Origin of the sequence: Nocardioides sp. (assembly GCF_036405735.1) — a bacterium.
GTDB lineage: Bacteria > Actinomycetota > Actinomycetes > Propionibacteriales > Nocardioidaceae > Nocardioides.
In genome coordinates, this window is the sequence record NZ_DASWXC010000087.1 from 15,760 (window position 1) to 39,319 (window position 23,560).

The 23,560-nt window shown below is 73.1% G+C and carries 25 protein-coding genes and 2 riboswitches; of the genes, 13 read left to right on the forward strand and 12 right to left on the reverse strand.

From position 1 onward, the window contains the following. The 9 genes from VGE38_RS14205 to VGE38_RS14245 all read right to left on the reverse strand — a co-directional run bounded on the left by VGE38_RS14205 (position 1) and on the right by VGE38_RS14245 (position 9,072). Complete coding sequence (locus tag VGE38_RS14205; RefSeq protein ID WP_331143204.1) at positions 1 to 357, reverse strand: cupin domain-containing protein; 357 nt, start codon at positions 355 to 357, stop codon at positions 1 to 3. Beyond that, positions 354 to 1,835, reverse strand: a complete 1,482-nt coding sequence (locus tag VGE38_RS14210; protein ID WP_331143205.1) for a 4-hydroxyphenylacetate 3-hydroxylase family protein — start codon at positions 1,833 to 1,835, stop codon at positions 354 to 356. Before VGE38_RS14210 ends, VGE38_RS14205 begins: the two co-directional genes overlap by 4 nt. Next, positions 1,835 to 2,515 carry a DUF2848 family protein gene (locus tag VGE38_RS14215; RefSeq protein ID WP_331143206.1) on the reverse strand — a complete coding sequence of 227 codons (681 nt, stop codon included), beginning with the start codon at positions 2,513 to 2,515 and terminating at the stop codon, positions 1,835 to 1,837. Before VGE38_RS14215 ends, VGE38_RS14210 begins: the two co-directional genes overlap by 1 nt. Continuing rightward, a complete protein-coding gene (locus VGE38_RS14220) occupies positions 2,512 to 3,327 on the reverse strand; it encodes a carbon-nitrogen family hydrolase (RefSeq protein WP_331143207.1) in 816 nt (271 codons plus the stop codon). Before VGE38_RS14220 ends, VGE38_RS14215 begins: the two co-directional genes overlap by 4 nt. Before the next feature lie 84 nt (positions 3,328 to 3,411). After that, positions 3,412 to 4,395 carry an AraC family transcriptional regulator gene (locus tag VGE38_RS14225; RefSeq protein ID WP_331143208.1) on the reverse strand — a complete coding sequence of 328 codons (984 nt, stop codon included), beginning with the start codon at positions 4,393 to 4,395 and terminating at the stop codon, positions 3,412 to 3,414. 126 nt (positions 4,396 to 4,521) lie between these two features. Then, positions 4,522 to 6,051 carry a M81 family metallopeptidase gene (locus VGE38_RS14230; protein WP_331143209.1) on the reverse strand — a complete coding sequence of 510 codons (1,530 nt, stop codon included), beginning with the start codon at positions 6,049 to 6,051 and terminating at the stop codon, positions 4,522 to 4,524. Further along, positions 6,030 to 6,821: a glucosamine-6-phosphate deaminase gene (nagB, locus tag VGE38_RS14235; RefSeq protein WP_331143210.1), complete on the reverse strand. Its 792-nt coding sequence runs from the start codon at positions 6,819 to 6,821 to the stop codon at positions 6,030 to 6,032. Before nagB ends, VGE38_RS14230 begins: the two co-directional genes overlap by 22 nt. Then, the gene (locus tag VGE38_RS14240; RefSeq protein WP_331143211.1) at positions 6,821 to 7,930 is read right to left on the reverse strand and encodes an N-acetylglucosamine-6-phosphate deacetylase; all 1,110 of its coding nucleotides are present in this window, start codon (positions 7,928 to 7,930) and stop codon (positions 6,821 to 6,823) included. The genes nagB and VGE38_RS14240 overlap by 1 nt, the downstream gene beginning before the upstream one ends. Continuing rightward, the gene (locus VGE38_RS14245; RefSeq protein ID WP_331143212.1) at positions 7,927 to 9,072 is read right to left on the reverse strand and encodes an ROK family transcriptional regulator; all 1,146 of its coding nucleotides are present in this window, start codon (positions 9,070 to 9,072) and stop codon (positions 7,927 to 7,929) included. The genes VGE38_RS14240 and VGE38_RS14245 overlap by 4 nt, the downstream gene beginning before the upstream one ends. Before the next feature lie 123 nt (positions 9,073 to 9,195). On the opposite strand from VGE38_RS14245, the gene VGE38_RS14250 reads away from it, so the two are divergent. From VGE38_RS14250 to VGE38_RS14275, 6 genes are read left to right on the forward strand one after another with little or no spacing between them, the layout of a single operon-like run. Next, a complete protein-coding gene (locus VGE38_RS14250) occupies positions 9,196 to 9,939 on the forward strand; it encodes an amino acid ABC transporter ATP-binding protein (RefSeq protein ID WP_331143213.1) in 744 nt (247 codons plus the stop codon). 23 nt (positions 9,940 to 9,962) lie between these two features. Then, positions 9,963 to 10,886, forward strand: coding sequence for a transporter substrate-binding domain-containing protein (locus VGE38_RS14255; RefSeq protein ID WP_331143214.1), 924 nt, complete (start codon positions 9,963 to 9,965; stop codon positions 10,884 to 10,886). Positions 10,887 to 10,926: 40 nt separating this feature from the next. After that, the gene (locus VGE38_RS14260) at positions 10,927 to 11,571 is read left to right on the forward strand and encodes an amino acid ABC transporter permease (RefSeq protein WP_331143215.1); all 645 of its coding nucleotides are present in this window, start codon (positions 10,927 to 10,929) and stop codon (positions 11,569 to 11,571) included. Beyond that, positions 11,568 to 12,410, forward strand: coding sequence for an amino acid ABC transporter permease (locus tag VGE38_RS14265; protein ID WP_331143216.1), 843 nt, complete (start codon positions 11,568 to 11,570; stop codon positions 12,408 to 12,410). The genes VGE38_RS14260 and VGE38_RS14265 overlap by 4 nt, the downstream gene beginning before the upstream one ends. Then, positions 12,407 to 13,108 (forward strand): copper homeostasis protein CutC, encoded by a 702-nt coding sequence (locus VGE38_RS14270; RefSeq protein ID WP_331143217.1) that lies wholly within the window; start codon positions 12,407 to 12,409, stop codon positions 13,106 to 13,108. Before VGE38_RS14265 ends, VGE38_RS14270 begins: the two co-directional genes overlap by 4 nt. After that, entirely contained in the window at positions 13,105 to 14,022 is a 918-nt protein-coding gene (locus tag VGE38_RS14275) for an ROK family protein (RefSeq protein WP_331143218.1), read from the forward strand. Before VGE38_RS14270 ends, VGE38_RS14275 begins: the two co-directional genes overlap by 4 nt. Before the next feature lie 151 nt (positions 14,023 to 14,173). Here the strand turns inward: VGE38_RS14275 and VGE38_RS14280 are convergent, their stop codons facing one another. Further along, the gene (locus VGE38_RS14280) at positions 14,174 to 14,530 is read right to left on the reverse strand and encodes a hypothetical protein (RefSeq protein ID WP_331143219.1); all 357 of its coding nucleotides are present in this window, start codon (positions 14,528 to 14,530) and stop codon (positions 14,174 to 14,176) included. A 287-nt stretch (positions 14,531 to 14,817) separates the two neighbouring features. On the opposite strand from VGE38_RS14280, the gene VGE38_RS14285 reads away from it, so the two are divergent. Then, positions 14,818 to 15,204 carry a four-helix bundle copper-binding protein gene (locus VGE38_RS14285; RefSeq protein WP_331143220.1) on the forward strand — a complete coding sequence of 129 codons (387 nt, stop codon included), beginning with the start codon at positions 14,818 to 14,820 and terminating at the stop codon, positions 15,202 to 15,204. Between the two features lie 61 nt (positions 15,205 to 15,265). Here VGE38_RS14285 and VGE38_RS14290 read toward each other — a convergent pair whose 3' ends face one another. After that, positions 15,266 to 15,874 carry a hypothetical protein gene (locus VGE38_RS14290; protein WP_331143221.1) on the reverse strand — a complete coding sequence of 203 codons (609 nt, stop codon included), beginning with the start codon at positions 15,872 to 15,874 and terminating at the stop codon, positions 15,266 to 15,268. Positions 15,875 to 16,006: 132 nt separating this feature from the next. Here VGE38_RS14290 and VGE38_RS14295 point away from each other — a divergent pair, with 132 nt between their 5' ends. From VGE38_RS14295 to cobM, 5 genes are all read left to right on the forward strand, one after another. Continuing rightward, positions 16,007 to 16,693: a type 1 glutamine amidotransferase domain-containing protein gene (locus VGE38_RS14295; protein ID WP_331143222.1), complete on the forward strand. Its 687-nt coding sequence runs from the start codon at positions 16,007 to 16,009 to the stop codon at positions 16,691 to 16,693. Positions 16,694 to 16,716: 23 nt separating this feature from the next. After that, positions 16,717 to 16,902: riboswitch (cobalamin riboswitch) on the forward strand. Positions 16,903 to 16,957: 55 nt separating this feature from the next. Continuing rightward, the gene (locus VGE38_RS14300) at positions 16,958 to 17,803 is read left to right on the forward strand and encodes a ferredoxin-like domain-containing protein (RefSeq protein ID WP_331143223.1); all 846 of its coding nucleotides are present in this window, start codon (positions 16,958 to 16,960) and stop codon (positions 17,801 to 17,803) included. Further along, positions 17,800 to 18,489: a precorrin-8X methylmutase gene (locus tag VGE38_RS14305; protein WP_331143224.1), complete on the forward strand. Its 690-nt coding sequence runs from the start codon at positions 17,800 to 17,802 to the stop codon at positions 18,487 to 18,489. The genes VGE38_RS14300 and VGE38_RS14305 overlap by 4 nt, the downstream gene beginning before the upstream one ends. Then, complete coding sequence (gene cobJ / locus VGE38_RS14310; protein WP_331143225.1) at positions 18,486 to 20,012, forward strand: precorrin-3B C(17)-methyltransferase; 1,527 nt, start codon at positions 18,486 to 18,488, stop codon at positions 20,010 to 20,012. Before VGE38_RS14305 ends, cobJ begins: the two co-directional genes overlap by 4 nt. Further along, on the forward strand, positions 20,009 to 20,761 hold the full coding sequence (cobM, locus tag VGE38_RS14315; RefSeq protein WP_331143226.1) for a precorrin-4 C(11)-methyltransferase: 753 nt from the start codon (positions 20,009 to 20,011) through the stop codon (positions 20,759 to 20,761). The genes cobJ and cobM overlap by 4 nt, the downstream gene beginning before the upstream one ends. Here the strand turns inward: cobM and cbiE are convergent. Then, the gene (gene cbiE, locus VGE38_RS14320; RefSeq protein ID WP_331143227.1) at positions 20,751 to 21,959 is read right to left on the reverse strand and encodes a precorrin-6y C5,15-methyltransferase (decarboxylating) subunit CbiE; all 1,209 of its coding nucleotides are present in this window, start codon (positions 21,957 to 21,959) and stop codon (positions 20,751 to 20,753) included. The two genes, cobM and cbiE, sit on opposite strands and share 11 nt — an antisense overlap. 55 nt (positions 21,960 to 22,014) lie before the next feature. Beyond that, a riboswitch (cobalamin riboswitch) is annotated at positions 22,015 to 22,154 on the forward strand. Positions 22,155 to 22,179: 25 nt separating this feature from the next. Here cbiE and VGE38_RS14325 point away from each other — a divergent pair. Further along, the coding region (locus tag VGE38_RS14325; RefSeq protein ID WP_331143228.1) for a magnesium chelatase ATPase subunit I at positions 22,180 to 23,560 on the forward strand (1,381 nt) is incomplete at its 3' end.

Here is a 23,560-nt window from a genome sequence, read left to right on the forward strand (position 1 = left end):
TCAGTCCTCGCTGCGTGCGTGGTAGCGCACTTCGTACGTGGTGACGCCCTCGTCAGTGCGCCAGGGGCCGTGCGGCATGCCCGGCGGTCGGCAGGCGAACTCGCCGGCGGTGAAGGTCTTGTCGAGGGTGAGGTCGTGGAAGGACCCCTCGATGATGTAGACCTCCTCCCAGAAATCGTGGCGCTGGACGCCCAGCGGGGTCGAGTCGGCGCCCGGCTCGTAGCGCAGGATGCGCGTGGCGACACCGCCCACGGGATCGCTGGCGAGGATGCGCTCCTTGATGAGCGGGTTGTCGCCCGGGCAGAGCGTGTACTCGACGTCGGTGATCGGGGTGAACTCGATCTCGGGCTTGCTCATCGCGCGGCCTCCTCGCGGCCGGCCGGCTCGCTGACGCCGTAGGACCCGAGGAACTCCTCGACGGCGGCGACGGTGCGGTCGTAGTCGTAGTTGCGGAAGGCGTAGCCCTTCACGACGAAGGGGGCGCCGGAGTAGAACAGCTCGTAGCTCTGGTGGCGGCCGGCGAACTCGCTGCCGATGGCGTCCCAGGCGAGCTTGAAGAGCTTGACCCGATCCACGGAGGAGACACCGGGGCTGGAGACGTAGCGCTCCATGTCCTGCTCGGTCTCGGCGTTGACCAGCTCGGCGACCGACGACGGCACCTGGAGCACGCCACCGCCGACCAGCTCCCGAAGGATGCCGATGACCCGCGGGTGCAGCTCGGCCTGCAGGCCCATCGCGGCGTACAGCGACTGGGCGCCGGGCCGGAACAGGCCCTGCTCGTCGGCGGCCGCGGTGAACTGGGCGGCGTGGAGGGCCGACTCGACGACGGAGACCAGGCTGGCCAGCTCGCCGAGCTTCTCGACCACGCCGGGGAACTTGTCGACGCCGTTGACGGCGGCCACCTTGCGGGCGATGCCGGCGAGGAAGCGGAGCTTCGTGGCGAACCGGACCTGCGCCTGGAAGTTGCCGAGGACGTGGGCGCCGGTGTCGAAGAACTGCCGACGCAGCCCCGGGACGTCCTTGTAGACAAACACGTCCTTCCACGGGATGAAGACGTCGTCGAACACCAGCAGCGCATCGGTCTCGTCGTAGCGCGAGGAGAGCGGGTAGTCGAAGTCACTGGTCGTGCCCGTGGCGTAGGGCCGGCGGCAGTAGAGCTTCAGGCCCGCGGTGGCGACCGGCACCGTGAACGAGATCGCGAAGTCGGCGTCCTCGGGCGTGAGCGGCTTGATGCAGGAGACCAGGATCTCGTCGGCGACGGCACCACCGGTCGCGAGCATCTGGGCACCGCGGACGACGATGCCGTCCTCGCGCTCTTCCTTCACCCCGACCTGGATGAAGTCGCCGTCCCAGGCGTGCGCGGTGGTGGCGCGGGAGACCTGGGGCGGGATGATCGCGTAGGAGACGTAGAGGTCGTCCGCGAGAAGCCGGCGGTGGAAGGCCCGCACGTTCTCGGCCAGGTTGTGTGCGTGGGCCTCGTGGGCGAAGGCCTCGGGGTGCTGGGAGAACGCCGCGACGAACGCGCCGACGTGGTCGGGGGAGCGGCCCACCCAGCCGTTGGTGTGATCGGCCCAGACCTGAGCGGCGGCGCGCCAGGCCGCGAGATCCTCGGCACTGCGGGGCGCGACGAACATGCGGTTGACGGCGGCGCCGGTCACCTCGTCGGTGACCTGCATGCCGTTGGCCGGGTCGGCGGCGAGGTCGAAGAGCTCGCCGACGGTGCGGGCGATCGGGGCGAACGCTGGGTGGCTCGCGACGTCGTCGACCGGCTGCCCGTCGACGATGACGGTGCGGCCGTCGGACAGCGACTTCAGGTAGTCGGTGCTGGTGCGCATCAGGGGTTCCTCACGTTCACGGAGTAGGAGAGTTCGATGGGGTCGCGGCCCGGGACCTGGAGCTGCATGCGCCAGTGGCGGCCGTAGCGGAAGGTGCCGTCGAGCAGGGGGCGGGTGCCGCCGAAGAGGACGAGGGCGACGTCGGAGCTGCCGTTGATCTGGTCCCACTCGGCGAGGACCTCGACGATCGGGCGCATCGCATCCAGCGTGCCCTCCTGGTACAGCTCGCCGTCGACCCAGCTCCGGACGACGATCTCGTCCCAGTCGACCAGGGACGGCGGGTCGCCGAGCTCGATCACGGTCGACGCGATCGGCTTGGGGCAGGCGGCCTTGGAGAGGTGGATTCCCACGGTCTCCATCTCGCGGTCGGTGTGGTCCGATCCGACGGTCAGGTAGTAGGTGCCGTTCGCACGGATCAGGACGGGCTCGACCTCGCCGGAGGTGGCGGTGCCGCCGACCTCGACCTCCGCGCCGGTCGTGATCAGGTCGACGTCGATGGGGTAGAAGGCAGGGATGGTCTCCGGCTCGGGCACACCGATGGCGGCGAGCTCGTCGATGTGGTGGCGGACCGCCGCCAGGTCGCGGCCGGTGTAGCCGGCGACGACGAGGTGGGTCGGGGCGATCTCGACCTCGGCACCGTCGACGGTGTCGAGCCGCAGGCGCGTCGCAGTGTCGGTCATGTGTACTCCTTGGTGGGGGTGGGAACGGCCGTCCAACGGCGGTCGGCCAGAGCGGGGAACTCGGTGCGGAACCGGGACGGGAGTCCGGGGTCAAGTTCGGCGTAGGTGAATCCCTCGTCGGCGCCGGCCTCCACGAGCACCTCACCGGTGGGGGCGACCGCGCGGCTGTGGCCACCGAGGGCGACCCCCTGCTGCTCGCCGACGGCATTGCAGGCCAGCAGGTTGACCTGCTGCTCCACGGCGCGCACCGAGGTGAACAGCCGCCAGTGCTCGAGTCGCGCGGCCGGCCAGGCAGCGCAGACCACGAATTGCTCGGCGCCCTCGTCAACCAGGGTCCGGAACAGCTCCGGGAAGCGCAGGTCGTAGCACGTCGTGATGCCGGTCGGCTGGTCGGCGACAGGGCCGACCCCGACGCTGTCGCCGGGCGTGAGCAGCTCGGACTCCCGCGAGCCGTAGCCGAACAGGTGGACCTTGCGATACCGGGTCGCGACGCCGCCGTCGGGGTCGAGGACGACGGAGGTGTTGTGCAGGCGGCCGGCGTCGTCTGTCTCGACGAAGCTGCCGAGGTGGACGAAGGTCCGGTGCACCCTGGCCCAGTTGCGGGCCGCGGTCAGCGTCGGGCCCTCGAAGGGCTCGGCACGCTCGGCGTACTGCTCGAAGGAGAAGTAGCCGGCCGTCCACATCTCCGGCAGGACCACGAGGTCCGTGTCCTGCAAGGCACGCTCAGCGAGCACCATGCCGTTGACACGCTCGAGCCGGTCGTGGACCGACTCGTCGTCGGGACTGGCGATCTGGAGGAAGGCGATCCGCATGCCTCCACGATCACTGTGACGGCAGCCACACCGATATCGAAAGTCCGCAGCCCGACACTCGGAATTGCGACGGCACGCGACGGCTCAGCGACGCGAGGCGAGCACCGAGGAGGGTGTGACGCCGTAGCGTGCGCGGAACGCGGCGCCGAACTCGCCGAGGTGGAAGAAGCCGCAGGAGTACGCCACGTCGGTCACGGAGAGGCCGGGCGCACCGCTGTGCAGCAGGGCATGCGCGCGCTCGAGTCGCTGGGCCCGCAGCCATTGCACCGGCGAGGTGCCCAGCTCCTTGCGGAAGGCGGCCTGCAGGCTGCGCGGCGTCGTCCCGCAGGCCTGCGCCACGGCTGTGACGGTCATCGGCTCAGCGAGCCGGTCGAGCATGACGTCCATCGCCTGGCGGACCCGGGGGGAGAGCGGGTGGCCGCCGGCACCGCCGACCGGCGCTGTCTTGTTGTTCGGCTGGGAGAGGAGCAGGGTCTCGATGAGCAGCTGTTCGAGCTGCCACAGCAGTTGCGGGCGTCGGCTGGCAGCGGCGGAGTCGACCAGGCTGACCGCGGACTCCAGCAGCCCCTCCACGCCGGTGATGCCGTCGGCCAGGGCGACCTCGAAGTGGACCGGGCCGACCTCGCCCGTGAGGGTCGCAGCCACCGACTCGACACGGGCGCGGTCGAGCCGGACGACGACTTGGTCCCACGCCTCGTCGAAGGTGAACTCGAACTCGCGGTGGGGTCCGATGATGACCCCTCGGTCCGGCGTGGCGACGGCCTCCGCGCCGCCGTACCGGAACCTCGCGGCGCCGGCGATCGGGAGCGTGAGGAGGTAGTCGTCGAGCACCCCGTCGCCCGAGCTCACCGTCACCGCGGCGCCGTAGCGCAGCAGGTTGACCGAGACGTCCTGGAGTGGCACGTGCGTGAGGCACGTCGCGAGCCGGCCGCCGGCCTGGTGCACGGCCAGCGAGTGCGGGCGCAGCGCGCCGGTGCAGGCCTCGATCACCTCGTCGGCGTCACCCGTGCCCGCCAGCACCGCGCGCCCCCGATCACCGGCGAGCCTGGCCAGGGTGGGCACTCCCATGGCGACCTCCCGACGGCTCTCGGGCATCGTGCCGCCACGACCCCCTGACACTCACGATGATGAGTGGCCCGGGCGGCCCCGTCAACGCGGCCGTGGGCCAGCCAGACGGACTGCGCGCCTCCGCCTCTACTCGTCGGGACCCTCGAGAGCGTCGGTGGAGGCCGGGATCAGCCGCGCCGACAGGTCCGGGTCGAAGGTGGGCGGGTCGAAGGGCACCATGGGCCGACGGATGCGGCGATGGCCGAGCCGGAGGATGTCCTGGTCCACGCCGCCGGGCGTGAGCGCCAGGATCCAGTCGGCGGCCATGTCGTGCAGCTCCGGCTCGAGATAGCCGATCTTCACGATCACGATGTCCGCGGCGCGCGGTCGCAGGTCCAGCTCGGTGAAGTCGCGCTCCAGGTGGTACGGCTTGCGCAGCCCGGTCACGATCACGTGGAGGCCGCCGACACGGATGACGACCTCCGTCTCGGCGTCGCGGTCGCCGTGGCGGATGGCGTGCACCACCCCGGTGAACGTCACCGGACCCTCGTGGACGGCGTCGACCGCGGCGCCCGCGGTGACCGTCACCGTCGACCCGACGCCTGCCGCGACGGCGGCGTCGACCGCCGCCGGGCCTGGGATCGAGGCGTAGATGACCGTGCGGGCGGGGTCGGTGACCTCCGGGTCGGCGAGCAGCCGGGCCAGCGTCCAGGTGACGTCGCCGGAACCGCCGGCCGTGGGGTTGTCACCGCTGTCGCTGATGAAGAACGGTCGCCGGGCCGACCCGAGCGCGGCCTCGACCGCCTCGGCGAGCGTCGCGGTCGGGCCGACGAAGGCGAAGTCGGGCGCCGCCTCCCAGAACGACCGGGCGATCCGCTCCGCCTGGGCGACGACGGCGTGCTCGTCGTCGCCGGTGACCACGGTGACCGCTCGGTTGCGGGCCTCGTCGGCCCACGGGTAGCCCACCCACAGGGCCGCGTCGAGCACGCCGGGCTGCGCGGCGGCGTCGTACACCTCGGCGTAGACCCGCTTGGCGGGGTCGATCCGCGTGGAGGTCTTCTCGCCGGGCAGCAGCACGGGCACGGGGATCCACGCCTTCAGCGGGCGGCCGGCGCCGGAGTGGAGCCGGTCGACGAGGTTGCGTACGCCGCGCTCCTTGGTCTCCAGCTCGTCCTCGTGTGGCGCCATCCGGAAGCAGGTGATGAGGTCGGTGAGGTGGGCGAGCTCCCGGCTCACGTTGCCGTGGAGGTCCATGGTGGTCGAGATCAGCACCTCCGGTCCGACCACCGCGCGGATGCGGCGGAGCAGGACCAGCTCGGCGTCCTCGACGCCCTCGACCGTCATCGCGCCGTGGATGTCGTACCAGAGACCGTCCACAGGCGGCATCGCCGCGAGGCGGTCGATGATCTCGTCCGTGAGCGCGGCGAAGGCCTCGGCGGTGACGATCCCACCCGGCAGCGCCTTGCCCACGAGCGCCGGGTGCCACTCGGCGGCCTCCCGCAGGTGTGAGCCGGGACCGAGGAAGGTGTCGTAGCGGTGGAGGATCTCCTCCCCGCGCACCGGGTGGAAGGCGGCCGCCTCCGTGCGCGCGGGGGAGAACGTGCTGGACTCGATGCCCAGGCCCGCGATCGCGACGCGGGGCCTCCCGTGGGGGATCACGCGCCCGGTCGCTGCCATGCCGGCTTCCCTTCGTAGACCTCGCGGTAGTAGTCGAGCGCCCGCAGGTGGGACGCGGCTGCCGCGTCGAGGATGACGGTCACCCGGGGGTGCAGCTGCAGCACCGACGCCGGGCACGACGCGCTGACCGGGCCCTCGACCGCCGCCGCCACCGCCTCGGCCTTGGCCTCGCCCGTGGCCAGCAGGAGCAGGTGCCGGGCTTCCAGGATGGTGCCGAGACCCTGGGTCACGACATGGCGCGGCACCTCGTCGACGCTGTCGAAGAAGCGCGCGTTGTCCTCGCGGGTGCGCCGGGTGAGCGTCTTGACCCGCGTCCGCGACGAGAGAGAGGAGCCGGGCTCGTTGAAGGCGAGGTGGCCGTCGGTCCCGATCCCGAGGAACTGCAGGTCCACGCCCCCGGCATCGCGCACCTGGCGCTCGAACCGCTCCCCGGCGCTCGGCAGGCCGGCAGGGTCCCCATCGGGCCCGACCACCCGCTCGGCGGGCAGGCCGAGGTCGTCGGTGAGCTCCGCGGCGATGGTGGCGCGGTAGCTGCGCGGGTCACCCGCCGGCAGCCCGACGTACTCGTCGAGCGTGAACGCGCGGACCTCGTCGTACGACGGCCCGCGGCCGGCCCGGTGCCGGGCGATGAGCTCCTGGTAGGCCCGCAGCGGGCTCGACCCGGTCGCGAGGCCCAGCACCGCCCGCGGCGTGCGGCGCACCAGATCCTCGACCAGGTCGGCGGCGAGCGCACCCACCTCGTCGGCGTGGCAGAGCGGGACGACTTCCATCAGACCTCCTCGCCGGCGACCCAGGTGCGCCGGACAGTCAGCTCGGGGGAGAGGTGCACCAGATCGGCCCGGTGGCCGACGGTGAGGGAACCGCGGTCGTGCAGACCCAGGGCCCGCGCCGGCGTCGCCGTCGCGGCGGCGATGACCAGCCGCAGAGCGCTGCCGCCGGCCACCGCGTTGCGGACGGCGGCGTCCATGGTGAGCACGCTTCCGGCGATCGTGTCGGTGCCGGCCAGGCGCGGCGCGCCGTCGACGACGCTCACGTCGAGGCTGCCCAGCCGGTAGGTGCCGTCGCAGCATCCGGTCGCGGAGATGGCGTCGGTGACCAGCGCGACCCGGCCCGGCGCGGTCGCCAGGACCCAGCGGGTGAGCGCCGGGTGCAGGTGGACGCCGTCGACCACGAGCTCCACGACGACGGAGGGGTCCTCCAGCAGCGCCAGCGCGGGCCCGGGCGCGCGGTGGTGCAGGGGCGCCATGGCGTTGAACAGGTGGGTGCCGACCGTCGCGCCGGCCGCGACCGCGGCGAGCGTCTCGTCATAGGTGGCGGCGGTGTGGCCGACGGCGACCGTCACGCCGTGCGCGCGCAGGAGCCGGATCGCCGCCGCGGCGCCCGGCAGCTCCGGCGCCAGGGTGACCATCCGGACCGGGCCGGACTCCAGCAGCCGGTGGACGTCGGCGGGCGCAGGCGTGGTCAGCGCCTCCGGCGCGTGCGCGCCCGCCCGGGACGCGGCGAGCCAGGGCCCCTCGAGATGGACCCCGGCGATCAGCCCGGCGGCGGTCGCGTCCGCCAGCCGGCGTACGGCCGCGACGAGCTCGTCGAGGGGCGCGCTGACGAGGCTGGCCAGCAGGGTCGTGGTGCCGTGGGCCCGGTGGAAGGCGACCGCGTCGTCGGGGTCGGCGGGGTCGTCGGTCTGGAACGACGCGCCGCCGCCGCCGTGCACGTGCATGTCGACGAAGCCGGGCACCAGCCAGCCCTCGCCGAGGTCGACGACAGGACCGGGTGGCCGGCCCCGCCCGAGCTCGGCGATCACGCCGGCCTCGATCCGCAGCCAGTCGGCGCCGGCGGTGGCCTCGGTGGCGTCCAGCAGGACGGGGCCGGTGAGGATCATCGGCCGACCTGGTCGGCGATCGCGCCGCGCTCGAACGCCGCCGCGCCGGCCAGCGCCAGGCCGCCGTGCGCGGTGGCCGCCGCGGTGTCGGGGATCGAGGAGACCTCCAGCGAGGCGGTCGTGGCGGGCAGGCAGGCGTCGTACACGCTGGACCGCACCGCCGACAGGAACGCAGGCGCGTCCGCGAGCGGCCCGGTGAGGACGAGGTCGGTCGGGTTGAGGAAGCTGACCACGGTGGCCAGCACGTTGCCGACGCGCTGCCCGGCCTCGCGCAGCAGGCGGGTGGCCAGCGGATCGCCGTCGTGGGCGAGGGCGACCAGCTCGTCGGGCGTGGAAGCGGTGCCGCCGCTGCGGCGCAGCTCGGCCACGAGGGCGGAGCCGCTCGCCACGACGTCGAGGCAGCCGGATCGGCCGCACGAGCACGGCACGTCGGGCCCACCGGGCACGACGGTGTGGCTGATGTCCCCGGCCATCCCGTCGGCACCCCGGTAGAGCCGTCCGCCGACGATGAAGCCGCATCCGATGCCGGCGTCGACGGTCACCACGACGAGGTCGCCGTGGGGCTCGGCACGGCGGTCGTTCTCGCCGAGCGCGATCAGGTTGGCGTCGTTCTCGACGACCACGGGTACGTCGAACAGCTTCTGCGCCAGTCCGGCGACGTCGGAGCCGTTCCATCCCGGCATCCGAGCAGGCGCGACCACGCGGTCCCGGCCCGCGCCGACCGGCCCGGGCACGCCCAGGCAGAGGGCCTGGAGTGCCGGCCGTCCGGCGAGGAGCTCCTCCAGCGGTTCGCGGAGCCGTTCGAGGACCGCCTCAGGACCGGTGGCGACGTCCAGGTCGGCGTCGAGCTCGGCGCGGTGGCCGCCCGCGATGTCGTCGACATGCACGACCGCACGGCTGACACCGAGGTCGATGCACGCGACGCTGCCCAGGCCGGGGGCGAGCGCGAGGCGCCGCGGCCTGCGGCCGGCCCGCGCCTCACCCGCGGCCTCGTGCTCGACCAGCAGGCCCCGGCGGATCAGGCCGTCCACCCGGGTCGACGCGGTCGACGGCGACATGCCGGTGATGCGCGCGATGTCCGCCCGCGAGGCGGCTGCTCCGGTGCGCACGAGCTCCAGGACGTCTCTGCCGTGACGGCTCACTGGCGGTCCACCGCCCTTCGGTTAGGTCGACGAATTAGTTCGAAACTGCAGGAATCAAATCCATTCTCGTGCCGAACGTTATCGGTTAGGTTCGCCGTCACCAAGGCTTTGAGGAGGATTTCCGTGAGCGACCCCATCGTGCGACTGCACCAGGTGAGCAAGTCGTTCGGCGACTTCCAGGCGCTGCGCGGCATCGACCTGGACGTGGCGCCGCGCGAGGTCGTCGTGATCGTCGGCCCCTCCGGATCGGGCAAGAGCACGCTGTGCCGGACCATCAACGGCCTCGAGCGGATCGACGGCGGCACCATCGAGATCGACGGTGAGCCCCTGCCGCTCGAAGGCCGGGCACTGGCCCGCGTGCGTGCCGACGTCGGCATGGTGTTCCAGTCCTTCAACCTGTTCTCTCACCTGAGCGTGCTGGACAACGTGGCGATGGCCCCGACGCTGGTCCGCCGTACGTCGAAGTCCGCGGCTCGCCAGACCGCCATGGAGCTGCTCGAGCGGGTCGGGCTCGCCGACAAGGCCCAGCGGCGCCCGGCCCAGCTCTCCGGCGGCCAGCAGCAGCGAGTGGCGATCGCCAGGGCACTGGCGATGCGGCCCAAGGTCATGCTCTTCGACGAGCCGACCTCCGCCCTCGACCCGGAGATGATCAACGAGGTCCTCGAGGTGATGGCCGACCTCGCCCGCGAGGGCATGACCATGGTGGTGGTGACCCACGAGATGGGCTTCGCCCGCCGGGCCGCCGACAGGGTCGTGTTCATGGACCACGGCGAGATCGTCGAGATCGCCCCACCCGACGAGTTCTTCGTCAACCCCCGCTCCGAGCGGGCCCGCGCCTTCCTCGACTCGGTTATGTCCCACCACTGATGCACCACCGAAAGGAACCATCCATGGCACCCACCCGACGCTGGCGCGCCGCTGCGGCGGCTCCCGTCGCCGCTCTGAGCCTGATCCTCGCCGCGTGCGGCGGAGGGTCGGACTCGGCCGACGAGTCCGGCTCGAAGGCGACCGGCATCTTCGCCGACGCCCCCGTCGCCGAGTCGCTGCCCGAGGGCTCGACGATGGCGGAGATCAAGGAGCGGGGTGAGCTCGTCGTCGCCGCCGCGCTCGACGCGCCGCTGCTCTCGCAGCAGAACCCGACCGACCCCGACGAGGTCGAGGGCTTCGACATCACCCTCGCGAAGCTGCTGGCGACCTACATCATCGGCGAGCCGAAGGTGAAGATCGTCCCGCCGGCGTCGCAGACCCGTGAGGCGATGCTCCAGAACGAGACCGTCGACGTCGTGTTCAACACCTACACGATCACCGAGGAGCGGGCGCAGCAGATCCAGTTCGCCGGCCCGTACTTCCTCTCCGGCCTCGCGATCGCCGTGCCGAAGGGCAACCCCGAGGGCATCGACAGCATCGACGACCTCGCGGGCAAGCAGGTCATCGTGGGTGCGAACACCCCGGCCGTCGACTACGTCAAGGAGGAGGTGCCCGACGCCGAGCTGGTCACCTTCGACACCGACCCGCAGGCCATCCAGGCCCTCGCCCAGGGCCGAGGCGTCGCCTACGTCCAGGACTACCTCCTGCTCGCGACCGACGCCGCCACCAACGACGACATCGAGCTGGCCACCGGCGCGCTGACGGCTGAGCCGTACGGCATCGGCCTTCCGCCGAACGACCCGGACTTCAAGACCTTCGTCAACGAGTGGCTGACGAAGATCCAGGAGGAGGGCCAGTGGGCCCAGGCGTTCGAGGACTCGATCGGTGAGGTGACGGGCCAGGACGCGCCCGACGCGCCCGAGATCGGCTCGGTTCCCGGCTCCTGAGCCACGGGAGCGCCAGCAGCGAGAGGACCCCTGGAACGACATGGAAGCGATCACAGCCAACAGCGAACAGCTGCTGACCGCCGTACGGCAGACCCTGCTCATCGCAGGGGTGTCCGCACTCGGCGCCATGGTCATCGGCGTGCTGGTGACCGTCGCCCGGATCAGCCCCGTGCCGATCCTGCGCGCCGCCGCCTTCCTCTTCGTGCAGTACTTCCTCAACGTGCCGCTGCTGGCGCTCCTGCTCCTCGCCGTCTTCGCCCTGCCCGACGCCGGCCTGGTGCTGCCGCTGGCCCCGACCGTCGTCATCGTGCTGGCGCTCTACGAGGGCGCGTACGTCGCCGAGGCGGTCCGCAGTGGCGTCAACACCATCGCGCGCGGCGAGATCGAGGCCGCGCGCGCCCTGGGCCTGCGGTTCAACCAGATCATGCGCCGCATCGTCGTCCCGCAGGCGCTGCGGGCGGTGGTCCAGCCGCTCGGGAACATCGCGATCGCGCTGCTGATGAACACCGCGCTGGCCGCGACCGTGGGCGTCGCCGAGCTGACCGACACGGCCAACCAGCTCAACAACAGCGCCGCCCAGCCCATCCTGATCTACGGCTTCGTCGGTCTGTGCTACATGGCACTGGCCCTCGCCATCGGCCTCTCGGCCGGCCGAATCGAACGACGAGTGGCGGTGCGCCGATGAGCTTCCTGTACGACGTGCCCGGCCCGGTCACCCGCCGGCGGATCCGCATCGCGACGGCGGTGACGGCGCTCGCGATCCTCGCGCTGCTGGGCTTCGCGGCCTGGCAGCTCAACCAGCACGACCAGCTCGACGCCGAGCGGTGGACGCCGTTCCTCGACGTCGACATCATCAGCTACCTGCTCGTCGGTCTGCGGGGCACGGTGCTCGCGGCGGGGGTGGTGGCCGTCATGGCCTTCCCCCTCGGCGTGCTGCTGGCCGTGGCGCGGACCAGTGAGCACGCGGCCCTGCGGGTGCCCGCGGTCGTCTTCATCGAGCTCTTCCGCACCGTTCCGGTGCTGCTGCTCATCTTCGTCATGCTCTTCGCCCTGCCGCGCTACGGGTTCAACCCCTCGGTGCTCTGGAAGCTCGTGATCCCGCTGACCGTGGCCAACGCCGCGGCGATCGCGGAGATCGTCCGGGCCGGCATCGTCACGCTGCCCCGTGGCCAGTCCGAGGCGGGGCTCAGCCTCGGCCTGCGTCGCGCCCAGGTGGTCCGGCGGATCGTGCTGCCGCAGGCCCTGCGCAACGTCACGCCGTCGCTGGTGAGCCAGGTCGTCAGCCTGCTCAAGGACACCTCGCTCGGCTACGTCGTGGCCTTCACGGAGATGCTCTACCGGGCGCAGGTCCTGACGTCGTACAACCGGCTCCTGATCCAGACCTACGTGGTGGTGACCCTGGTCTACCTCCTCGTCAACGGCTCCATCTCGTGGTTCGCCGCCTGGTTGCGCAAGCGGCTCGACACCCCGGCCGACGTCGCGGTGGCCGAGGTGCCGGCCGTGCTGCCGGTGATGTCGCGATGACCCTGGTCGAGATCTGCATCGACGACATCGGGGGCGCGGCCGCCGCCGCGGCCGGGGGCGCCCACCGCGTCGAGCTGTGCGCCGGCCTGGGGGAGGGCGGTCTCACGCCGACGCCGGCGTTCGTGGCCTCGGCCCTGGCCCAGGCCCCCGCGCTCGAGCACCGCGTCCTGGTCCGCCCCCGTGCCGGCGACTTCGTGTACGACGACGCCGAGCTCGAGGTCATGTGCGCCGACATCGAGCTGCTGCGCGCCAGTGACGTGGGGTTCGTCATCGGCGCCTCCCTGCCCACCGGCGAGCTGGACGAGCGTGCGCTCGACCGCCTCCTGACCGCCTGCGGCGACGCGCCGACGACCTGCCACAAGGCCTTCGACGCCGTGCCGGACCCGCGACGCGCGCTCGACCTGCTGATCGACCTCGGGGTCCGGACCGTCCTGACCAGCGGTCGTCCGGGTCCGGCGCTCGACCACCTCGACGTCCTCGCCGACCTGGTGACCTACGCCGCCGGCCGGATCGAGGTGCTGGTGGGTGGCGGAGTGCGGCCCGGCAACGTGCGCCGGGTCCTCGACGCGACCGGCGCGCCGGCCGTGCACCTGCGGGCGCCGGCGGTGGAGTCGGCCGTGGACGTCGGCTTCGGCGTGCGGCGTACGACGGACCCCGTCGTGGTCGCCCAGCTGCTGGCCGCGGTGCGTGCCGTATGAGCGGACTGATCGCCCTGGACGTGGGCGGCACCACCATCAAGGGTGCCCTCGTCAGTCCTGGCGGGGTCATCGTCGAGCGGTCGGTCCACCCGACCGGGTTCGGCGAGGAGGCCGCCGCGGCCGTGGTCGCCGCCGCCGAGCTGCTCACCGCCGCTGCTGCGCGACACGGCCTGACCGTGGCCGCGATCGGGGTCGTGACCCCCGGGATCGTCGACAGCGAGCGCGGGGTCGTTGGCTACGCCTCCAACCTGGGGTGGCGCGACCTGCCGCTCCGGGACCGGGTCGCCGCGGCGACCGGGGTCCGCGTGGTCCTCGGGCACGACGTCCGATCGGCCGGCGAGGCCGAGGGACGCTTCGGTGCCGCCCGGGGCCATCGCGACTACCTGCACATCGCGATCGGCACGGGCATCGCGGCCACCGTCGTCATCGACGGCCGCCCGGTCGTGGGCTCCGCGGGCGGAGCCGGCGAGCTCGGCCATGTGCCCGTCCGCGACGACGGCGAGCCCTGCGGCTGCGGTCAGCTGGGCTGTCTGGAGGTGTACGCGAGCGCCGGCGGTCTCGCGCGGCGCTACGAGCGCATCGCGGGACGACCGGCATCCGCCGCCGAGATCCACGCACGGCTCGGCGACGATCCGGTCGCGGACCGGGTGTGGGCCGACGCCGTCGCCGCGCTGGTGCGCGGCATCACGACCCACGCGCTGGTGATCGAGCCGGATCTGGTCGTCCTCGGCGGCGGCCTCGCGCAGGCCGGTGCGGACCTGCTGCGGCCGCTCGAGGAGGGGTTGCGGGGCGCGCTGGCCTGGCGCACGCCCCCCGAGGTCAGGCTCAGCGAGCTCGGCCCGGACGCCGCCGTACTCGGCGCCGCGCTGCTCGCTGCCCGCGCGGCGGGGGTCGACATGCCGCTGTCCGCCTGATCGGTGCGTGCCTCCCGGCCCGCATGTTCGGCAAGGTATGCAGCCGAACGCGCACTTCCCATGCGGAGTTCCGCAGGGGAAGCGCCAACTCGTCTGCATACCTCGACGAACATGCAGCGGCACCGCTGCCCCGCTGCACCTCAGAGCTGGGTCAGGAGGCGGGTACGACGGAGGTCGCTGACGGGACTGCGTCGCTCTCGACCCGGCACGTGTCACGTAGGAACGCCTCCTCGCCCGGCGTGAGCACCCCGGCCGACGCCAGCCGGACGCCGAGGGTCTTGCCCTGCGACGCGCAGTGCTGCCCGGCCCAGGCGAGGGCACGCAGCGTGCCCGGGTCCAGCGTCACGACCCCGGACAGGTCGATGACCAGGTGAGCCGGGGCGTCCGGCCTGGCGCACCACGCGGTCACCTGGCTCACGAGAGCCGGAACCGTCACCAGCCCGCAGAGTGGGGGAGCGACGAGGGTGTCGTCGCTGGACTCGGAGAAGAAGATCGGTTGCTGGAGCATGGTGCGGCCCTCGCTTCATCCAGAAGGACGGGGGGCCCGCTTCTCAAGCTCCTCGTTGCGTTGCGTCATACCCGCCGGCCTCGCGCCGCAAACAGACGCAGCCGATCGCCGCGAGCGGGCTCGGTAGCACAGATCGGCCGTACGGCGGCGCCGGAGGAGCCGATGTCACTGCGCCGGCGCATGCTCTCCCGCCGCCTCGGTACAGGCCAGGTGAGGCGCCACCGAGCTGCCTCACCTCATCGACGACCTGCGTCAGGGACCGGAGGACCGCCGTGGCACACAGGCAGATGCTCGAGGCCTACCCCAAGGACCTGGGCGGCATCGACGAGGACAAGCTGGCCGACTGCATCGCCGCGTGCTTCGAGTGCGCCCAAGTGTGCACCGCCTGTGCGGATGCCTGTCTCAGCGAGGACATGGTCGCCGAGCTGACCACCTGCATTCGCACCGACCTGGACTGTGCGGACATCTGCCTCGCCACGGGCAAAGCGCTGTCCCGGCACACCGGCTACGACGCGAGCCTGACCAGGGCCATCCTCGAAGCGTGCGCGACCGCCTGCAAGGCCTGCGGTGACGAATGCGCTCGCCATGCCGAGATGCACGAGCACTGCCGGATCTGCGCCGACGTCTGCCGGCGATGCGAGGACGCCTGCCGCGCCCTTCTGGCGGTCCTCTGACGCCTCCGGCAGGGCGTGCCGGAGGTCGCGCGGACGCCGTACGCCGCCGAGGTCGCGTCGGTCACTGGTCGCCGAGGAAGACGTCCAGCGCGGGGGCCTCGTCGGTCGCCTGCGCGAGCGTGAACTCGTTGGTGGCCGTGCCGGTGTCGCCGAACTCCGCGCGCAGCAGGCCGTCCTCGTCGGTCGGGATCCGGGCGGACCATTCGAGCAGGCAGCGCGGGCTCAGCCGGACGGCGTCCTTCGGGCTGCCGTACGCCGCGACGATCTCTCCACGCGCGACCGTCGTGCCGTCGACGTCGGTGATCCGGACCCCGGTGCCGACGGCCAGCCCGTCGGCCGCGGCGACGCCGTAGCACTCTTCGCTCCACTCGTCGCCATCGTGGGGCTCGAGCTGCGTGCCGGGGACGGTCTCGTAGAGCGCGGGATCCATGACGTGGAGCGTCCCGCCGATCTTCGCGGTCGGCCGAGGCTGCGCGGTTGGCGCGGTCGGGGTCGCGGCGGGCGTCTGCTCGCTCTCGTCGGCCTCCGGCTCGCCGCTCGAGCTGGAGCTGGTCGCGGCTGCCGCGGTGGGGTTCGGCTCGCCGGCAGGCTCCGCGGACCGGCCGGTGCTCGAGCTGCAGCCCGTGACGGCGGTCAACGTGGCCGCCGCGAGGATCATCGTGGTTCTCACGGACGGCGACGCTATCGCGCGTCGCCGCACCCTTCGGGGTCCGACGCGCAGGCCGCGGCTCGCCAGCCACCACCTGCGCTGCGCGGGTGCAAGAGGGTTCCATGTCTTTCCCGACCGCGCGAAGATCGAAGCATGGCCAAGCGCATCCTGAACGTCGTCACCAACGTCGGTCACTACGACGATCCGTCGCATCCGACCGGGCTGTGGCTCTCGGAGCTGACCCATGCCTGGCAGGTCTTCGAGGAGCACGGCTTCGAGCAGACCCTCGTCAGCCCGGCCGGGGGAGCGGTGCCGCTCGAGCCGAGGGCGCTGAAGTTCCCCAGCTACGAGAAGACCGCGAAGGCGTGGCGGGCCGACCCGGCCAGGATGGCGCTGTTGGAGGACACAGCCAGCCCCGACCAGATCGTCGCCGCTGACTATGACGCCATCTACTTCACCGGCGGCCATGGCGTGATGTACGACTTCCCCGACAGTGAGGGCCTTCAGCGCATCACCCGGGAGATCTTCGAGCGTGGCGGGGTCGTGTCGTCGGTGTGCCATGGCTACTGCGGCCTGCTCAACACCCGGCTCTCCGACGGCAGCCACCTCGTCGCGGGCCGCACGATGACCGGCTTCGCCTGGACGGAGGAGGTGCTCGCCCGTGTGGACAAGCTCGTCCCCTACAACGGCGAGGAGGAGCTGAAGAAGCGCGGCGCCGACTACCGGAAGGCCACGCTGCCCTTCGTGTCGTACGCCGTGGTCGACGGGAACCTCGTCACCGGGCAGAACCCCGCGTCGGCGAAGGAGACGGCGACGAAGGTCGCAGCGGCGCTGGCCTGACCGCGACCCGTTCGAGAGGGTCGCGCTAGGCTGCGCGGGCCAGTCGTACTCCGTGCCTCGGAGTCAGGGAACCCGGTGAGAGTCCGGGACTGACGCGCAGCGGTGAGGGTGACGGGCGGGGCGGCATGCCACTGGAGCGAGAGCTCTGGGAAGGCGCCTCGCACCGGTTGATCCCGAGTCCGAAGACCTGCTGGCACTGGTGACGACCGTCGCCAGGTCGAACGCGGACCCCGCGACAGGGTCCCTGACCAGATAGGGCCAGCAGTGGCAGGCACCCGTACGCGCCCCGATCGATGCCCCGGCGTTCTGCGCCCGTGGCAGGCCGAGGACGGCCTCCTCGTCCGGCTCCGCCTCGTCGGAGGACGCGTGTCCTCGGCGGCACTGCGGTCCCTGGTCGCGACTGCCGAGGAGTACGGCGACGGCCGGGTCCACGTCACGTCGCGGACCAACCTCCAGGTGCGCGGCCTCCCCGGTCGCGACGGGCGGCTGGCGCCGGACGCGCTCGCCGCGCTGGAGGCGACCGGTCTGCTGCCGACGCGGACCCACGAGCTGGTGCGCAACGTGATGGTGTCCCCGCAGAGCGGCCTGGCCGGCGGTCGCGCCGACCTGCGGCCGGTGGCGGCCGCGCTCGATGCCGCGCTGTGCGCCGAGCCGGCCCTCGCCGCGTTGCCGGGCCGCTTCCTGTTCGTGCTGGACGACGGGCGCGGCGACCTCGTGACCCGCTCCTGCGACCTCGGGCTGGTCGCGCTCGACTCGATCTCGGCGCAGCTCCGGGTGGGTGCCGGATGGGGCCCGGTCGTGCCGATCGCACGGGCGGCAGTCCGGATCGCCCAACTGGCGTACGAGTTCGTCGTACACCGAGGGAGCGGGCCGGCAGCGCCCTGGCACGTGTCCGAGCTCGCTGGGCCCCTCGTCGCGGTCGGTCGCCCCGATCCCCGCCTGCCCGAGCCGGCGTCCGCGCTGCGCTACGGCCCTGTGCCGGGCGGCCGCCACGTCCCCGTCGGCGAGGCCGGCCTGGACCGCGGTGCCGTCGACGCACTGACCGCGGAGGTCGACCACCTGGTCGTCACGCCGTGGCGCGGCGTGCTCGTCCCCGAGGAGAGCCGATGACCGGCCACACGACCGGCTACACGACCAGCCTGCGCCGTCCGCCTCGCCGCTACGAGTACGTCGACTCTGGGCCCGAGATCTACCTCGACTCCTTCGCCACGATCCGCCGCGAGGCGGACCTGCGGCGGATCCCGGCCGACGCGGAGAAGCTGGCCGTGCGGATGATCCACGGCAGCGGCCAGGTCGACCTGGCCGACGACCTCGTCGTCCACCCGCGCCTGGTCGGCGCGGCGCGGACGGCGCTGGAGTCCGGTGCGCCGATCCTGTGTGACGCCACCATGGTCGCCACCGGGGTCACGCGCAGCCGGCTGCCGCAGGGCAACGACGTCCTGTGCCTGCTCAACGACCCGCGCGTCCCCGACCTGGCCCGGGCGTGGCGCACCACCCGCACCGCCGCCGCGGTCTCCCTGTGGGAGCCCCGGCTCGAGGGGGCCGTCGTGGCGATCGGCAACGCCCCGACGGCGTTGTTCCACCTGCTCGAGATGATCCTCGCCGGTGCCCCACGCCCCGCGGCGATCGTCGGCTGCCCGGTGGGGTTCATCGGCGCCGCCGAGTCCAAGCAGGCCCTCGTGGACCTCGCGGCCGAGCACGGCATCGACCTGCCGTACGTCACCGTCCGCGGTCGTCGCGGTGGCTCCGCGATGACGTCGTCGGCCCTCAACGCGCTGGCCCAGGAGGAAGAATGACAGGCCGCTTCTCCGTCGTCGGCATCGGTCCGGGCGACCCGGACCTGGTCACGATCAAGGCCGCCCGGATGATCGGCGACGCCGCGGTCGTGGCGTACCACGCCGGCGTGCGCAAGGAGTCGCACGCGCGCCGCATCGCGGCCGACCTGATCCCGGCGACCGCGGTCGAGGAGGAGCTGCGCTACCCGGTCACGACCGGCACCACCGACCACCCGGGCGGCTACGTCGGAGCGATGGCGGAGTTCTACGAGTCGTGCGCCGTCCGGCTCGCCGCCCACCTCGACGCCGGTCGGGACGTCGTGCTGCTCGCCGAGGGCGACCCGCTCTTCTACGGCTCCTCGATGTACCTCCACGACCGGTTCAAGGAGGTCTACGAGACCGAGGTCGTCCCGGGCGTCCCGGCCTTCGCCGCGGCGACCGCCGCCATCGCCGGCAGCTCCGGGCCGCTCGTGCGACAGACCGACGTGCTCACCGTCCTGCCCGGCACGCTGCCCGAGCCGGAGCTGGCCCGGCGGCTGGCCGACACCGAGGCGGCGGTGATCATGAAGCTCGGCCGCACGTTCCCGGCGGTGCGCTCGGCGCTCGCGCAGGCGGGTCGGCTCGAGGGCGCGTGGTACGTCGAGCGGGCCTCGCAGGCCGACGAGCGGTGGCTGCCCGTCGCCGACGTGGACGCCGACTCGGTGCCCTACTTCTCGCTGATCGTCGTGCCCGGCGACACCGCCCACCGGCCGAGCGCCGACCGGCTGCGTGCCCGTGACCCGCAGCCCGCGGCCGTCGAGGTCCACGAGCAGGGGGCGGCGGAGCTGCTGGTCGTCGGCCTCGGGCCGGGGCCGGAGGACTGGCTCACGCCCGAGGCGTCCGCCGCGCTCGCCGACGTCGACCACGTGGTCGGCTACGGGCCGTACGTCGCGCGGGTGCCGCAGCGCCCGGGGCTGACCCGGCATGCGTCGGGCAACACCGTCGAGGTCGACCGCGCCCGGGCGGCCCTCGAGCTCGCGAAGGCGGGGGAGCGGGTGGCGGTCGTCTCCGGCGGCGACGCCGGGGTCTTCGGGATGGCGGCCGCGGTCTTCGAGGCGGCTGAGGATCCGGCGTACGCCGGCGTCGCGATCCGCGTGCTCCCGGGCGTGAGCGCCGTCCAGGCGGTCGCGGCCCGCGCCGGCGCACCCATCGGGGCCGACTTCGCGGTGATGAGCCTCTCGGACCGGCTCAAGCCGTGGCACGTCGTCGAGCGGCGGCTGCGGGCGGTGGCCGAGGCCGACCTCGTGCTCGCGATCTACAACCCCGCCTCCCGCTCCCGCACCGAGCAGGTCGCGACCGCACAGCGGGTGCTGCTGGAGCACCGCAAGCCCGACACGGTGGTGGTGGTCGGACGCGATGTCGGCCGCGCCGAGGAGTCGCTGACGGTCACCACGCTGGCCGAGCTCGACCCGGCCACCATCGACATGTCGTGCCTGCTCATCGTGGGGGCGGAGAGCACCCGGGTGAGCGCTGCCGGCGTGTGGACGCCGAGGTTCGTACGGTGACGGTGCACTTCGTCGGCGCCGGTCCCGGGGCGGCCGACCTGCTGACGGTGCGGGCGACGCGGCTGCTCGCCGCGGCGGACGTCGTGCTCTACCCCGGCACCTACCTCGACCGCGAGGTGCTCGCCCACGTCAGCCCGGACGCCGAGCTCGTCGACACCCAGCACCTCGACCTGGACGCGATCACCGACCGGCTCGTCACGGCGCACCGTGCCGGGCGCGACGTCGTGCGGCTCGCGTCGGGCGACCTGTCGGTCTACTCCGCCCTCGCCGAGCAGACCCGGCGGCTCGACGCGGCGGGCGTGCCCTGGGACGTGACGCCCGGCGTGCCGGCGTACGCCGCCGCGGCGGCGCTGCTCCGGAAGGAGCTGACGGTCCCGCTGGTCGCGCAGTCCGTCGTGCTCACTCGCACCCAGGCGCGCTCGACGGCCATGCCGGAGACCGAGTCGCTGGCGGCCTTCGCCGCGACGAGGGCGACGCTGGTGCTCCACCTGGCGATCACCCGCACCCGGGCGCTGATGGCGGAGCTGGAGCCGGAGTACGGCGCCGACTGCCCGGTCGCCGTCGTCCACCGAGCCAGCCAGCCCGACGAGCAGGTGCTGCACGGCACCGTCGCCACGATCGCCGACGCGGTCGAGCGGGCGGGGCTGCGACAGGCGGCGGTCATCCTCGTCGGCCGGGCGCTCGAGCCACGCTGCGGCGGGGAGTCCTACCTCTACGACGCGGGACGGGACCGCTCCGTCACACGGTGAGTGCCCACTGGGTGACCGCGCGCGCCGGCGTCCATCCGGTGAACGTCCCGATCGGCGCGGCGGTCTCGACGGCGATCCGGGTGAGCTCGCCGCCGTGCTCGGCGTAGAGGCGGCCCAGGAGCTGCTCGGTCTCGAGGGTGACGCCGTGGACGACGAGCCGGCCGCCCGGGCGCAGGGCCGCCAGGCACGTCTCGACCACCCCCTCGCGGGTCGCCCCGCCGCCCACGAAGACCGCGTCGGGCGCCGGGAGTCCGGCCAGCGCCGCGGGCGCCCGGCCGTGGACGACCTGCAGACCGGGAACGCCGAGCCGGGAGGCGTTGCGGGCGATCCGGGCTGCTCGTTCGGCGTCCGCCTCGACGGCGGTGGCGGTGCAGGACGGATGGGCGCGCAGCCACTCGATGCCGACGGAGCCGGCGCCCGCGCCGACGTCCCAGAGGTGCTCACCGGGCGTGGGCGCGAGCCGCGCGAGCGCGCTGGCGCGCAGGTCCCGCTTGGTGAGCTGGCCGTCGTGCTCGAAGACGTCGTCGGGCAGCCCGGCGACCCAGCCGCCGCGGTGGGGGCCGACGGCGTCGATCGCGACGACGTTGAGCCGCGGCAGGTCGAAGTCCTGGCCGGTCAGGACGAGCGCCTTGTCGCACAGGAACGTGCTCTGCGACGGTCCGCCGAGGTCGCCCAGCACGGTCAGCTCGCTGTCGCCGTACCCCTCCTCGACCAGGAGGGAGGCCACCTGCCGCGGGGTGTGCTCGTCGGAGGAGAGGACCAGGATCCGGCGTCCGGGGGCGAGCTCGCGGCGTACGAGCGACACGTCGCGGCCCACCACGCTCACCACGCCGTGGCTCTCCGCGGGCCAGCGCATGGCCGCTCGCGCCAGCGCCACCGACGAGACGGTCGGGACGATCCTCACCTCGTCACGGCCGAGCAGGTCGACGAGGGTCGTGGCGATCCCGGAGACCAGCGGATCGCCGGAGGCGAGGGCGACCACGTGCCCCTCCGGGGCGTCACCGAGGGAGTCCGGCAGCGCCGGTAGGCGCTCCCGCAGCGGCGAGGGCCATGGCATCCTCCGCTGGCCGGGGATGTCCGGGAGGAGGTCGAGGTGGCGGCGACCGCCCAGCACCACCCGGGCGCTCCCGACCCAGGCCCGGCCGACCTCCGACACGCCGTCCCAACCGTCCGCGCCGATACCCACCACCGTGATCACGCGGGCAGACGCTATCGTGACGCGCACAAGGCACGAGGTGCCCCAACGGCCCAGCCATCGGAAACGGTGGGGACGGCCGGCGGGGAGAATCTGGGAAGCCGGTGAGATTCCGGCACAGGCCCGCTGCGGTGAACCGGGCCCCTCCACGGAGGGGACCCGGCAAGTCCGAAGACCGGCCTCGCGCCCGTCCATTCCATGGCGAAGCGAGCGGGAGCCTCACATGCCAGTTTCCTACCCCTTCTCTGCCGTCCTCGGCTGCGACGCCGACGCGCTCGACGACATGGGGCTCGCCCTCGTGCTGACCGCGGTCTCGCCCGACATCGGGGGCGTGCTCGTCCGGGGCGAGAAGGGCACGGCCAAGTCCACGACCGTGCGCGGGCTGGCCACGGTGCTGCCGCCCATCGAGGTGTACGACGGCGACCGGTTCTCCATCGACCCGGCCGACCCGGCCGCCGTCTCACCCGACGGCCCGTTCGCCGATGCCTCGACCGTCACCCGGCCCGTGCGTCTGGTCGAGCTGCCGGTCGGCGCCACCGAGGACCGCGTCGTCGGCTCGCTGCACCTGGAGCGCGCGCTGTCGCACGGCAAGGTGGAGTACGAGCCCGGCCTGCTCGCCCGCGCCCACCGCGGCCTGCTCTACGTCGACGAGGTCAACCTGCTCCACGACCACCTCGTCGACCTGCTGCTCGACGCCGCCGCCATGGGCCGCGTCACCGTCGAGCGCGACGGTGTGTCGGTGGCGTACGCCGCCCGGTTCGTGCTCGTCGGCACCATGAACCCCGAGGAGGGTGAGCTGCGCCCGCAGCTGCTCGACCGGTTCGGGCTGACCGTCGAGGTGGCGGCGCCCCGCGAGCCCGCGCTGCGGGCCGAGGTCGTCCGCCGGCGGATGGCCTTCGACGCCGAGCCGGCCGCCTTCGCCGAGCGCTACCGGGCCGCTGACGCCGCGCTGACGGCCCGGCTCGAGGATGCCCGGGAGCGGGTCGGGAAGGTCCGGCTCGGCGAGCCCGCGCTGCTCAAGATCGCCGAGGTGTGCGCGGCGTTCGAGGTCGACGGGCTGCGCGCCGACATCGTCACGGCGCGAACCGCCGTCGCCCATGCGGCCTGGGCGGGACGCGACGAGGTCACCCGGGCGGACATCCACCGGGCCGCGCTGCTCGCACTGCCGCACCGGCGCCGCCGCAACCCCTTCGACGCCCCCGGCCTCGACGAGGAGCTGCTCGACCGGGTGCTGGGCGAGGACGAGCTCCCTCCCGAGCCGCCCGAGGGTGGCGCGCCTGGTGACGGTGACGGTGGCCCGGGTGAGACGTCAGACGATCCGGCTGCTGGGGCGACCGACTCGCATGACGTCCGCCAGGGTTCCGAGCCGACGTCAGACGATCCGGTTGCTGGGGCGACCGACCCGTATGACGTCCCGGCCGGAGCCGACGACCCCGACCGGACGTCAGACGATCTGGCTGCTGAGGCGACCGACTCGTATGACGTCCGCCAGGGTTCCGAGCCGACGTCAGACGATCCGGCTGCTGGGGCGACCACTCCGCATGACGCTGCCACGGTGGCGGCGGACGCGCCGTACCGGCCGCGGCTGCTGCGGGTGAGCGGCC